Genomic DNA, 12,545 nt, shown 5'->3' on the forward strand with positions numbered 1-12,545 from the left:
GGCCAAGAAAATCCGAAGCATTTCTTGGCGCTCTTGGCGTCTTGGCGGCATATCGTTCTAGCCCAGCATTTCCACCCCGGCGCAGACCGAAATCGCCTGGCCGGTGATGTTCCTGCCGATATCGCTGGCGAGGTACAACGCCATGTTGGCGATGTCGTAGGGGCTGACCATGCGATGCATCGACACCCGTTCCAGCGAAATTTTCTTCTGTTCCTCGAAGCTGATGCCCATCGCCCTGGCCTTGGCGTCAATCACACGGTCGATGCGCTCGCCCTCGACCACGCCGGGTTGGATGGCATTGACGCGGATGTTGTCGGGACCGACCTCCATCGACAGGCTCTTGGTGAACCCGACCACGCCCCATTTGGCGGCGGAGTAGGGTGTGCGGAACGGGAAGGCAAGCCGTCCGGCGGCGGAGGACAGGTTGATGATCGATCCGCCGCCGGCTGCCTTGATCAGCGGCATGGCCAGTCGCGAGCAGTAGAACATGCCGTTCAGGTCCACCGCGATACAGCGCTCCCATTCCTCGATTGGAATGTCCTCGACCTTGCCGGTGGGCCCCGCAATGCCCGCATTGTTGATCAGGCAGTCCAGGCCGCCGAGGTGCTTCTTTACGTCGACGAACAACTGGTCGACTTCCTTGAGCTTCGAAACGTCGGTGAGCGACGCGCTCACGCCGGGAAAAGCCTTTGCCGTCGCGTCGATCGCCCCCTGGGCGACGTCGCAGATGTGCATGCGTGCGCCGGCTTTGTAGAACACGTCTGTCATTGCGCGGCCAATGCCGGCGGCGCCGGCGGTGATCAGGACTCGCTGTCCCTTTACAGAAATTTCCATCGCTTATCCCATAAAAATAAAACTCGTGAACCGCTTGGCGGCAAACCGCTTTCACAACCACAAGACCTGCTTGCGGAAATCGAGATCGGTGAGCAGCGGCTGCGCCGGTCCCTCGTGCGACACATGCCCGCGGTCGAGGACGTAGGTGCGGTCGGCGAGCGACAGCACCAGGTCCAGATGATGCTCGATGATCAAAATGGCGACTTCCTGCCGGAGTTGCTCGATCGACTTGAAGACTTCTTCGACCATGGCCGGCGACAGGCCTTCGAACGGCTCGTCCATCAGCAGCAGCTTGACGTTGCCGGATAGGGCGCGGGCAATCGCGACCATCTGCTGTTCGCCGCCGGAGAGCAGGTCGGCTTTGGTGTGGAGCTTTTCGCGGATTCTAGGGAAGTAGCCGTAGATCCTGTCGCGATCCCATTTGACGCCGTCGCCCGTCCGGCGCGCGAGCGCGCCCAAGCGCAGATTTTCCTCCACGGTCAGGCCGGAGAACAGCCTGCGCCCCTGTGGCACCAGGCCGATGCCCAAACGCGCGATCCGTTCCGGCGTACCGCCGCTGGTCACATGGCCGTTGAAAGTGACAGCCCCGGACGCGGGTTGAACGATGCCGAGTATGCTCTTGAAGGTCGACGACTTGCCGGCGCCGTTGCGTCCCAGCAAGCCGACGACCTCGTTGGCGCGCACCATGAGGCTGACATCGTGGAGGATGTGGCTCTTGCCGTAAAAGGAATTGATCTTGTCCAGTTGCAGCAGGACTCCCTGCGAGGACGGATCCCTCCGCGTCCGTTGAGCGGCGAGATGCGCATGACCGCTGCCGATGTACACGCGCTGAACTTCGGGATGCGCGCGCACGGTTTCCGCGTCGCCCTCGACCAGCACCCTGCCTTCGTTCATTACCGTGACGATGTCGGCCATGCCGAACACGCGATCGATGTCGTGCTCGACCAGCAGCACCGCCATATCCCCGGTCAGTCGGCGTATCAGGACGCCGATGCGCTCGCGTTCCGCCGCGGCGAGGCCGGCCAGCGGTTCGTCCAGCAGCAGGACACGAGGCTTTGCCGCCAGCGCCATGCCGATCTCGACCAGCCTCTGTCCGCCATAGGAAAGGCTGGAGATCAGCGCGTGCTCGGTGCTCTCAAGTCCGAGAAATTTCACCAGTTCACGGGTTTCGGCGTTGACTTGCGGCAGGGCGCCGCTGCGCGTCCAGGCGTTGAAGCGCCGCGCATCGCGCGCTTGCACCGCCAACCGCAGGTTCTCCCAAACAGACAGTGCCGGGAACAGGCTGGTGATCTGGAAGGAGCGCGCCAGGCCTTGTTTCACCACTTGTTCGGCAGGGAGGCTTGCGATCGGGGTATTGTCCAGAACGATGCGCCCGGCATCGGGCGCGAACCTGCCGGAGATGGCATTGAACAGGGTGGTCTTGCCGGCGCCGTTGGGTCCGATCAGCGCATGCAGCTTGCGGTCGGCGAGCTTCAGATCCACTCCGGCGACCGCAGTGAAGCCGCCGAATCGCTTGACCACGCCGGCGCAGTTCAGGACCGTGCCGGAAACCGGTGAATGCTCGCGCAGAAAAGCAGGGATCTCCTGACCCGGCTGCGGCGTTACACGCGCGGCCATCGCTCCGATACCTTCCTTCTTCTTGCGCAGAGGCGCAAGCAGGCGCGCGCCGACCCCGACCAGTCCCGAAGGCGAAAACAGGATGAAGGCCATGAAAAGGAGGCCGAACCAGAACTGCCATGCCGAGGTGTAGCCGGTCAGCACCTCGCGGAACATGATGTAGAAAAACGCGCCGAGGGTCGGCCCGAGGAAACTGCCGACGCCGCCGAAGATGGTCATGGCGAGGATTTCCCCGGAGAAATTGACGTGCACCGTGTCCGCGGAAACGAACAGCTTGAGAAAAGCCATCAGGCTGCCGCCCAGGCCGGTGACCGTTGCGGAGATGACGAAGGCCGCGAGCTTGTAACGCAGCACCGGATAGCCTATGAAGCGAGCCCGGTTTTCGTTCTCGCGGATGGCTGCGAGCACCGAACCGAGCGGCGAGTGCACGACCCGCCACATATTCCAGGCAACGGCAAATACGATCACCGCAATCAGGTGATAGAAAACCACCTGGTTATCGAGATCGAGTCCGAAAAACGGCGCACGCTGAATCCCGGAAAGGCCGTTTTCGCCGCCGGTAAACGAGGTCCAGCGGTACACGATGTAAAAGGTCAGCGCGGTGAACGCGAGTGTGAGCAGGGAAAAGTAGACGCCGCGACGGCGCAGCACCAGGAAGCCGACGACCAGGCCAAACGCGGCGGAGAACAGCACCGCGAACCCGAGCGGCAGCCACAGGCTGCCTTTGAACCAATGTATTTGCGACAGCGCAGTGGCATAGGCGGCCAGTCCGAAGAACATGCCGTGACCGAAGGACAGCAGCCCGCTGTAGCCGAGCAGGAGGTTGTAGCCCAGGCCGACCAGCGCAAAGATCGCGATCTCGGTGGCGATGCCCCAGGTAAAGCCGGTGCCGGTGACGACGTGCGGCAGCGCCAGCAGCGCCACCGCGGCGATGAAAAGCGGATGTCTGACGAAGTGGCCCGGCTTCATTCGAACTTCTCGAATTTCTCGCCCATCAATCCGCGCGGGCGGAACAGCAGGATCAGCACCATCAGCAGGTACATCGAGGCTTCCGCCGCGGGCGGGTAGTAATACACGGTGATGCCGCGCACGGCACCGACCAGCAGGCCGGCAACGACCACGCCCCAGAAACTGCCCAATCCGCCGATCACCACCACGACGAAAGTCGCGGTGAGGATTTCGGTGCCCATCGCGGGTTGCACGCCTGCGAGCGGGGCCGAAAGCACGCCCGCCAGGCCGGCGAGCGCCACCCCCAGCGCGAACACCGCCGTCAGGATCGGCCGCAGCGAGACGCCCAGCGCGCGCACCATCTCCGGATCGCGAACCCCGGCGCGCACCACCATTCCGAATGCAGTCTTGTTGAGTAACAGCCAGCACCCGGTTACGGCGGTGATCGCCATCGCGAGTACGAACAGGCGGTAAAAGGAATAGATGAAATCGCCGAGAATCAACTGGCCGCGAAGCTGCCCCGGCAGCGAAAACGGCAGGCCGGTGGTGCCCCAGATCATGCGCAGGCTCTGCTCGGCGGTCAGCGCCAGGCCAAATGTGAACAACAGGCCCAGCATCGGATCCTTGTTGTAGAGGCGCCGCAGGGCAAAGCGCTCGATCAGGATGCCGATCAGCGCCACGCCCACCGGGGAGAGCCCCATCGCGCCGAAAAAGCCGAGTCGTCTTTCGATTTCGTAGGCGAGATAGGCGCCTACGGCATAGAACGCGCCGTGGGCAAGGTTGACCACTCCGCCGAGACTGAAGATCAGCGAAAGTCCCAGCGACAGGACGATGTAGTACGACCCGACCAGCAGGCCGTTGGCGATCTGCTCGAGAAGAAGCACGACTGAAACGAACTCAGCCGCGGCTCACGCGGCCGGCAGGTTGCAGGGGTTTTCCTGTTGCGTGGGCTGGATCAGCTCCAGCGACTCTTTGGGGCCTGGCACGGTCTCGACGACGTCGAAAATGTCCCACTGATCCTTCGACTTCGACTTGTCCTTCACATTGACCACGTACATTTCCTGCAGCAACTGGTGGTCCCAGTCGCGGAACTTGCCCTTGCGCGCTTTGAGCAGATCGAACTCCGCGCCTTTCTCCAGATACTGGACGATCCTGGAAGCCTCGGTACCCTTGGTTTCCGCTACCGTCTGCAGCACGATTCGCACGCCGACGTAATCGCCCCAGGCCTGATTCTCCGGCGGTTGTCCGTACTTCTTCACGAAGCGTTCGGTAAAGGCCCTGGACGAGGGAATGTTCAGGCCGTGATACCACAGGCTCTGCCAGTGGCCTGACAGCGAGTCCAGGCCGGTGGCCCAGAACGGCGCAGTGTCCATCACGCCGCCGGCAAGCTGATAGGGCAGGCCGTACTCCTTGTATTGTTTCAGGAACGTGGTCTGGTCCACGCCGGCCAGATTGAGGTAGACGAAATCGGGCTTGAGCTGGCGGATCTTGAGAATGTAGGCGCTGTAGTCCGCCGTGTTGGTCGGCACGAAATCGTTGTTGAGAATGATGCCGCCGTTCTGCTCCAGGAAGCGCGAGGAAACCTTGTAGAGATCGTGGCCGAAGGCGTAATCCGCGGTCAGAAAACACCAGCGCGCGCCCTTGATCAGGTTTTGCTGCAGTTGCCATGTGCCGATGGTCTTGGTGTACATGGTGTTGCTGCCCTCGATGTGGAACATGTAGCGTTTGCAGTTGGCGCCGCGCAGCGCATCGGAATTGCAGCCGGTGTTGAAGAACGGGATCTTATAGCGCTGTGCCTGCTCGCCGATGGCGAGCCCCGAAGCCGAACTGATCTCCCCGATCAGGCAGATCACCTGGTCGCGCTCGACCAGCTTGTTCGCCTTGGTCACGGCGGTGGCGGGATTGACGCTGTCTTCGGCGATCATCTCGATTTTGCGCCCGAGTACGCCGCCCGCCGCATTGGCTTCTTCGACCGCCAGCACGGCGCCCTTGTAGCCGTACTCGCCCACCTGGCCGAGAAAGCCGGTGCGCGGCGTGATGTGGCCGATACGGATCGCGTCGGATTGCGCGCGCAGGATTGCCGGGAAACCGAACTGCGCCGCAGCAGCAGCGACAGTCAGCGTGGCGGTCTGCTTGATCAGCTTGCGGCGGCCCGGTGCGACCGTCCTTTCGGTTTTCTTGCTCATGGTTCCTCCCCTGATTTTCTGTGGAAGCCCGTTTTTTGCAGGCTGCCGGTTCGAATTCAGCGTTTGAAGCCGGAGCGGATCCAGTCGACGCTCTTCATGCCATCGGGCGGGCTGATCTGGCTGGGCGGGTAATACTTGATATTGATCAGCGTGAGCTTGCCATCAACCTTCTTGACTGTCCCGTAGGGGACATGCTGCACCGCCTGATGGCCTTTGCCCAGCGCCATGTCCACCGTGCCGGCGACCGTTTCGAATTTCAGATATTCCAGCGCCGCAATGAGCTGGTCATCGCTGGGGTTCTGGGTCTTATTGGTTCCCTGTGCCTTCTCGTAGGCGGCCTTGGCACCAAAGAACGCGGTAACGAGGTGATAGGAAGCATAGACCGGTGCGACGTTAAAGCGCTCCTTGAAGGCTTTCTGGAACCATTTGTTCAGGCTGGTCGACGGCGCGAAGGGTCCGTTCGGACCGCGCGCGCCGATCATCGTGCCGTCCGGAAGCTCGGCGCCGAGACGCTCGAGCACGGTTTCTCCGGTGATCATGATGTTCGGCATCTTGGACATCACGCCGCGCGGAGCGGCCTGCAGGATGTAAGCCTCGAGGTCGCCCCCCCAGAGCGAGTTCTGAATGATCTCGCTCTCGCTGCCCAATAGCGCTGACACTTCCGTGTTGTACTGGCCGGCGCCGAGCTTTGGCGTGACGTTGGTGGAAATCTCCGCCGCGGGCCGGAGTATTTTCAAGCTTTCGGTGAAGTCGGCCCATGCATCCTGGCCCCAGGCATAGTTCGGATTGATACCTGAGAATTTTTTCAGGTTCGGATAGTTCTCGACGATATAACGCGCCGCGGCCACATTCTCCTGAGTTGCCATCGTGGTGGTGCGGAACACGTACTTGTAGGACGCCTCCTCGAAAATCCGGTTGGTGGCGCAGTCGAACAGTATGGTGAACTTCTTGAGTTCTTCGGCCACCGGCGCCACGGCAAGGCAGTCTCCACTGGAAATCACGCCGATCACCATGTCGACGTTTTGCCGGGCCACCAGGTTGCGATACTCGGTGACCACCTTGGTCGGTCCGCCAGCCTCGTCGACGTAGACCACTTCGATCGCGCGTCCACCGAAGCCTTTCTTTTCATATCCCGGAATCTGGCCGCCCTTGTTCAATACGTCAACAAGCAGTTCGGCGGCGTTCTTTGCCGGCACGCCAAACGGACCGGCAGCCGGGCCCGACAAAAAGGTGATCACGCCGATGCGCAATGGCACATCCTGGGCCGACGCTGACTGGATGCCGAACAATACGATGAAAAGTGCGGTGATTGCGCCTAGCCGGCGCAGGGTGCTAGTCATGAACGGATCCTCCGGGTAGATCGTTATCGTTATTGACCAGGCGCAGGCCGGTCGAACTGTTAACGCCTTATAAAAGTCGGGCACGGCTGACCCGGATTATAACTAACTAACGTGCACTGCTCCGGTTCGGCTAAAATCGGGTGGCCCGATGGGTTTGATGCATTGGTCTTGGTGTATTTGCGATCCGGCCGCAGCGGATTTGGATTGAACCTTCTCGCCCTCGATACCTCCACGGAATACTGCTCCGTCGCACTGTTGCGCGACGGCGTGTTCACGCTTCGCGAAGAGCACGCCATCCAGCGGCATTCCGAGTTGATCCTCCCCATGGTCGAGGACTTGCTGGTCGCCTCCGGACTTGCGCTCGCGCAACTTGACGGCATTGCTTTCGGCGCCGGCCCCGGCTCTTTTACCGGACTGAGAATCGCGTGCGGCGTGGCGCAGGGTCTGGCCTTTGGGGCGGGGCTGTCCGTGGTTCCGGTCGGCACGCTGGCGGCGCTGGCGCAGGAAGCCGGTGCGCAAAAGGTGATTGCCTGCCTCGATGCGCGCATGGGTGAAATTTATCATGCGGCTTACCGGCGCGATGGGGCGGGTTGGACGGAAATCGCCGCGCCCGGCGTAGGCCCTGCGCGATCGGCGCCCATGCTCGAAGGCGACGGCTGGTTCGGTTGCGGAAGCGGCTTCGCGGTTTACGCCGACGCACTGGCAAAACGCTATGGCCGGCAGCTCGATGGCATCGCGGCCGAACTCCATCCGCATGCGCGCTCGATCGCGCGGCTGGCCGTACCGGTACTGGCAGCGGGCGGCGGCCTGCCCGCAGAGCGGGCGGCGCCGATTTATGTGCGCGACACGGTCGCGCTTAAGATGCACGAACAGCGATGAGCGCCCAACTCGACAAACTGCCCGAATTCCGGCCCATGCGGGCCATCGACCTCGACCGGGTCATGGAGGTCGAGCCGGCCCTTTATTCCCATCCGTGGACACGCGGCAACTTCGACGACTCGCTGAAGGCCGGCTACAGCTGCTGGGTGGTGGAATGCGGGGGAGCGCTGGCCGGCTACGGCGTACTCATGATCGGCGTGCGCGAAGCGCATCTGCTCAATCTGAGCGTGGCGACAGATTGGCAGCGCCGCGGATTCGGCCGCATGCTGCTCGAACATTTCGTGCACATCGCGCGCGGCAGCGACGCAGCGCGGATGTTTCTGGAAGTGCGGCCGTCGAATGTGGCGGCGCGCCGGCTCTATGCCGAGTTTGGCTTCAGGGAGATGACGGTCAGGCGCGGATACTACCCCCTGGGGCGCGGGCGCGAGGATGCGATCCTCATGGGCATTGCCCTGTGAGCCGCCGGGCACTGGTACTGAAGGAATTGGGATTGTTGCCCATTTGGGTGCGGCGTCATGGTTCCAATCCGGACAACGCCGTCGTGGCTGACTCGGCGGCAGCGGATGAATCCATGCCGGTTCAAAATCCGCCGGCCACGGGATCGGCACCCGCGGCAGGCGCCGATCGCGCGGCGCAAATTCACGCGATGGACTGGGTGCAGCTGAAATCTTCCGCGGCCAGGTGCACGGCCTGCGTTCTTCATAAAGCACGCAAGCAGGCCGTACTCGGGGTCGGCGACGAGAAGGCCGAGTGGCTGTTCGTCGGCGAAGGCCCGGGCGCAGAGGAAGATGAGCGCGGCGAACCTTTCGTCGGCCAGGCCGGCAAGCTGCTCGACAACATGCTGGCCGCGATCGCGTTGAAGCGCGGCAACAATGTCTACATCGCCAATGTCGTGAAGTGCCGGCCTCCGGGCAACCGCACGCCCGAGCCGCCTGAAGCGCATGCCTGCGAGCCTTACCTCACCCGCCAGATCGAACTCATCCGTCCGCGCCTGATCGTTGCACTCGGCAAGGTGGCGGCGCAGAACCTGCTCGGCCGCGAAGCGACGCTGGCGAGCCTGCGCGGGCGCGTTCACCAGTATCGCAGCACGCCGCTGATCGTGACTTATCATCCGGCCTATCTGCTGCGCAATCTCGTCGACAAATCCAAGTCGTGGGAGGACCTGTGTTTTGCGGTCGAGACCATGAAGGCATTGAAACAACGGCAGGACGTCCCCAATTGAGGGTCGCGGTCTTCTTCGGGAGAAAATCATGAAACGAATCGTCGCGCTGTGGTTGCTGATTCTGGCCGTATTCGGTCTCAGCGGATGTGGCTACAACACGCTGCAATCCCAGGACGAAAGCATCAAGGCGGCCTGGGGGGAAGTGATCAACCAGTACCAGCGGCGCGCCGATCTGGTGCCCAATCTGGTGAACACGGTCAAGGGTTTCGCGGCGCAGGAGAAGGACGTTCTTCTGGGCGTGACCAATGCGCGTGCCAAGGTGGGTGGCATCCAGGCCACGCCGGAACTGGTGAACGACGCGGCGGCATTCTCCAAATTCATCGCCGCACAAGGCGAAATGACCTCGGCCTTGTCGCGCCTGCTGGTGGTTGCCGAAAACTATCCGCAACTGAAGTCGGACGCCAATTTCCGCGACCTGCAGGCCCAACTCGAGGGCACGGAGAACCGCATCACGGTGGCGCGCCAGCGCTACATCCGCGCGGTGCAGGAATACAACGTCACGGTGCGCTCCTTTCCGAGCAACCTGACGGCCATGCTCTTCGGCCACAAGGTGAAGCCTTCGTTCACCGTGGAAAATGAGCAGGCCATATCGAAGCCGCCCACGGTGGATTTCTCGAAACCCGCTCCCGCGTCAGCGCAGAACAAATAAGCGCATGACCTTCCTCGTGCGTGGAGCTGCGGCCGCGGCGCTGCTGTTCGTCTGTCTGTTCGCCCTGGCCGAAGACAGGCCGATCCCTGCGTTGACCGGCCGCGTGGTGGATGAAACTAACACCCTGACCGCCGAGCAGAAGCGCGCGCTTGAAACAAAATTGCAGGAGTTCGAGCAGCGCAAAGGCAGCCAGATCGCCGTGATGATCATCGGCACGACGTTTCCCGAGCCGATCGAGTCCTACAGCATCCGCGTCGCCGACGCCTGGAAGATCGGCCGCAAAGGCGTGGACGACGGCATCCTCGTCGTCGTGGCGAAATCGGATCGCGTCATGCGCCTCGAAGTCGGCTACGGGCTGGAGGGCGCCATTCCCGACGCTATGGCCAGGCGCCTGATCGATGAAGTTTTCATTCCTGGTTTCCGCGAGGGTAATTTCTACGAAGGGCTGAGCGCGGGCGTCGACCGCATGATCAAGGTCATCGACGGTGAACCATTGCCCGAGGTCAGCCACTCGAACGCCGGCCGCGGCGATCCGCGTTCGATCGAATCTTATTTCGTGTTGTTCATCGTTGCGACACTGGCGTTCGGCGGCCTGCTGCGCAGACTGCTCGGGCGCCTTCCCGCCGGGCTGGTCGTCGGCGCCGGGATCGGATTTCTGGCGTGGCTGCTCGTCGCGCCGCTACTGGTTGCGCTGCTGGTCGGCGCGGTCGCGTTCGTGGTGACGCTATTCGGCGGTGCTATGCCGGGCAGACTGGGCGGCGGTGGATTCGGCGGCGGGGGCTTTGGTGGCGGAGGATTCGGCGGTGGTGGCGGCTTCAGTGGAGGCGGAGGAGGGTTCGGTGGCGGCGGTGCGTCGGGACGCTGGTGAGATGAGCCCGGCGCGCTTGCTTCGTCATCTGATGTCGCCGCACTGGCGCGTACGGCACTCGTTTCCGCCGACGGCGCTGGCACGCATCGAACAGGCCATTGCGCAATCCGAAACACGGCACGGCGGCCAGATACGCTTCGCGGTCGAGCATGCCCTGGACACGGCGTCGCTTCTGCGCGGCTTGTCCGCGCGCGAGCGCGCGCTGGACGTGTTTTCAGCGCTGAAGGTCTGGGATACGGAACACAACAATGGCGTACTGATCTATCTGTTGCTGGCCGATCGCGATGTCGAAATCATCGCCGATCGCGGCATCCATGGACGGGTCGGCGGCGAAGGCTGGGAAACGATCTGCCGCGAAATGGAGAGCGCATTCCGCGGGGGAAACTTCGAACAGGGTGTGTTGAGCGGGATCGAGCGTGTTTCGAGTTTGCTGGAATCCCATTACCCGAGCGACCATCGGGGCCCGAACGAATTGCCCGACAGGCCGGTCGTTCTTTAGGACCCCCCTCTCCCCAACCCTCTCCTGCCAGTGGAGAGGGAGTTCTGAATCAAAAGAAATGGGATGCCTTGTCATCCTGTCGGGGAATTGCGTCATCCGCGATAATTTCCAGACCTGGTAGAAGTGCCCTCCGCTTTTGAAGTTACTCCCTCTCCACTGGCAGGAGAGGGCTGGGGAGAGGGGGGCGTGGCGTTTCTAGCTGCGATCCTGATCGTGCCAGTGTTTACGCGTCAGGTAACCCATGGCTGTCGCGATGAACAGGCCGAAAGCGATGATGATGAGTTGGATCGGAACATCGACCTTGATCATCAGCGCATAGACGCCGAGCAACACCAGGATCGACAGGTTTTCATTGAAATTCTGCACCGCAATCGAGTGGCCTGCTCCCATCAGCAGATGGCCGCGGTGCTGCAGCAGGGCATTCATGGGTACAACAAAGTAACCCCCCATTGCCCCGATCAGCACCAGCAGGACGATCGCGATCCGCCAGTCGGTGACGAACACCATCGTGATGACCAGAAACCCCATCGCGATGCCCACAGGCAGCACGCGAACCGCACGCTTCAGCGAGACATATTTTGCCGCCAGCACCGAACCCAGGGCAATTCCGATCGCGACGACCGCGGTCAGTTGGGTCGCCTTTTCCAGGCTGAATTTCAGCGCCATCGATGCCCAGGTGAGCACGATCAGGCGCAAGGTCGCCCCTGCGCCCCAGAATAGCGTGGTCACGGCGAGGGAAACCTGGCCGAGCGGATCGCGCCACAGCAGCCGAAAGCTGTGCCAGAAATCCTGCATGATGAACACGGGATTGCGTTTTTGCAGCTTGTGGTCGATGGCCACCCTGGGGATGTACAGGTTGATCACCGCCGCGATGAAATAGAAGAACAGGATGACGACGATCGCCAGCTCGGGCGGCGTGTCGATGCCGGTTTCGATGAACGGCAGGTCGACGCGCTCGAAAACGTAGTTCGCGAATCGGGTCCCTACCATGATGCCGCCGAGAATGGAGCCGAGGATGATCGCGGCCACGGTCAGACCTTCCATCCAGCCATTGGCGAGCACGAGTTTCTGGTGCGGCAGAAATTCGGTGAGGATGCCGTACTTGGCCGGCGAATACATCGCCGCGCCGACGCCGACGAGGCCGTATGCCAGCAGCGGGTGCGTGCCCATCAGCATGGCGATGCAGCCGAGCAGCTTGACCGCGTTGGCCACGAACATCACGCGGCCTTTGGGCAGGGAATCCGCGAACGGACCCACGAACGGGGCCAGCACGATATAGGCGAAAACGAAGAACTGCTGCAGCACCGGCGTTTGCCACGCCTGTGCATTCAGGCTCGCCAGCAACGCGATGGCGGCGAACAACAGCGCATTGTCGGCAAGCGCGGAGAAAAACTGTGCGGCGAGGATGGTGTAGAACCCGCGGTTCATGGTGTCGGGGCGGGCGGGAGCGGTGAGTCCGGGTTCTTTACGTTGACAATCATTGCGTCTTCGGCCGGCGGCTTT

At 62.2% G+C, this 12,545-nt stretch carries 12 protein-coding genes; 6 read left to right on the forward strand and 6 right to left on the reverse strand.

Annotation, left to right across the window (positions count from 1 at the left end; genetic code table 11):
- Positions 1–57: 57 nt before the first annotated feature.
- The 5 genes from HY067_15570 to HY067_15590 are packed head-to-tail and all read right to left on the reverse strand — an operon-like array spanning position 58 to position 6,925.
- Positions 58–834, reverse strand: a complete 777-nt coding sequence (locus tag HY067_15570; GenBank protein ID MBI3529374.1) for an SDR family oxidoreductase — start codon at positions 832–834, stop codon at positions 58–60.
- Between the two features lie 51 nt (positions 835–885).
- Positions 886–3,420: an ATP-binding cassette domain-containing protein gene (locus tag HY067_15575; protein MBI3529375.1), complete on the reverse strand. Its 2,535-nt coding sequence runs from the start codon at positions 3,418–3,420 to the stop codon at positions 886–888.
- Positions 3,417–4,283: a branched-chain amino acid ABC transporter permease gene (locus tag HY067_15580; GenBank protein ID MBI3529376.1), complete on the reverse strand. Its 867-nt coding sequence runs from the start codon at positions 4,281–4,283 to the stop codon at positions 3,417–3,419. Before HY067_15580 ends, HY067_15575 begins: the two co-directional genes overlap by 4 nt.
- Positions 4,284–4,307: 24 nt before the next feature.
- A complete protein-coding gene (locus HY067_15585) occupies positions 4,308–5,585 on the reverse strand; it encodes an ABC transporter substrate-binding protein (GenBank protein ID MBI3529377.1) in 1,278 nt (425 codons plus the stop codon).
- Positions 5,586–5,641: 56 nt separating this feature from the next.
- Positions 5,642–6,925, reverse strand: coding sequence for an ABC transporter substrate-binding protein (locus HY067_15590; protein MBI3529378.1), 1,284 nt, complete (start codon positions 6,923–6,925; stop codon positions 5,642–5,644).
- 204 nt (positions 6,926–7,129) lie between these two features.
- Here HY067_15590 and tsaB point away from each other — a divergent pair, with 204 nt between their 5' ends.
- Genes tsaB through HY067_15620 form a run of 6 tightly spaced genes read left to right on the forward strand, consistent with a single transcriptional unit; the run spans position 7,130 to position 11,042 of the window.
- Positions 7,130–7,804, forward strand: a complete 675-nt coding sequence (gene tsaB, locus HY067_15595; GenBank protein ID MBI3529379.1) for a tRNA (adenosine(37)-N6)-threonylcarbamoyltransferase complex dimerization subunit type 1 TsaB — start codon at positions 7,130–7,132, stop codon at positions 7,802–7,804.
- The gene (gene rimI, locus HY067_15600; GenBank protein MBI3529380.1) at positions 7,801–8,262 is read left to right on the forward strand and encodes a ribosomal protein S18-alanine N-acetyltransferase; all 462 of its coding nucleotides are present in this window, start codon (positions 7,801–7,803) and stop codon (positions 8,260–8,262) included. Before tsaB ends, rimI begins: the two co-directional genes overlap by 4 nt.
- Positions 8,259–9,026 (forward strand): uracil-DNA glycosylase, encoded by a 768-nt coding sequence (locus tag HY067_15605; GenBank protein MBI3529381.1) that lies wholly within the window; start codon positions 8,259–8,261, stop codon positions 9,024–9,026. Before rimI ends, HY067_15605 begins: the two co-directional genes overlap by 4 nt.
- Positions 9,027–9,054: 28 nt before the next feature.
- On the forward strand, positions 9,055–9,675 hold the full coding sequence (locus tag HY067_15610; protein ID MBI3529382.1) for a LemA family protein: 621 nt from the start codon (positions 9,055–9,057) through the stop codon (positions 9,673–9,675).
- 4 nt (positions 9,676–9,679) lie between these two features.
- The gene (locus tag HY067_15615; protein ID MBI3529383.1) at positions 9,680–10,543 is read left to right on the forward strand and encodes a TPM domain-containing protein; all 864 of its coding nucleotides are present in this window, start codon (positions 9,680–9,682) and stop codon (positions 10,541–10,543) included.
- Position 10,544: 1 nt separating this feature from the next.
- A complete protein-coding gene (locus HY067_15620) occupies positions 10,545–11,042 on the forward strand; it encodes a TPM domain-containing protein (GenBank protein ID MBI3529384.1) in 498 nt (165 codons plus the stop codon).
- A 195-nt stretch (positions 11,043–11,237) separates the two neighbouring features.
- On the opposite strand, the gene lplT is transcribed toward HY067_15620, so the two are convergent.
- On the reverse strand, positions 11,238–12,470 hold the full coding sequence (gene lplT / locus HY067_15625; protein ID MBI3529385.1) for a lysophospholipid transporter LplT: 1,233 nt from the start codon (positions 12,468–12,470) through the stop codon (positions 11,238–11,240).
- Positions 12,471–12,545 lie beyond the last annotated feature (75 nt).

This window comes from Betaproteobacteria bacterium (assembly GCA_016194905.1).
In the GTDB taxonomy this organism is placed as follows: Bacteria; Pseudomonadota; Gammaproteobacteria; order Burkholderiales; family JACQAP01; genus JACQAP01.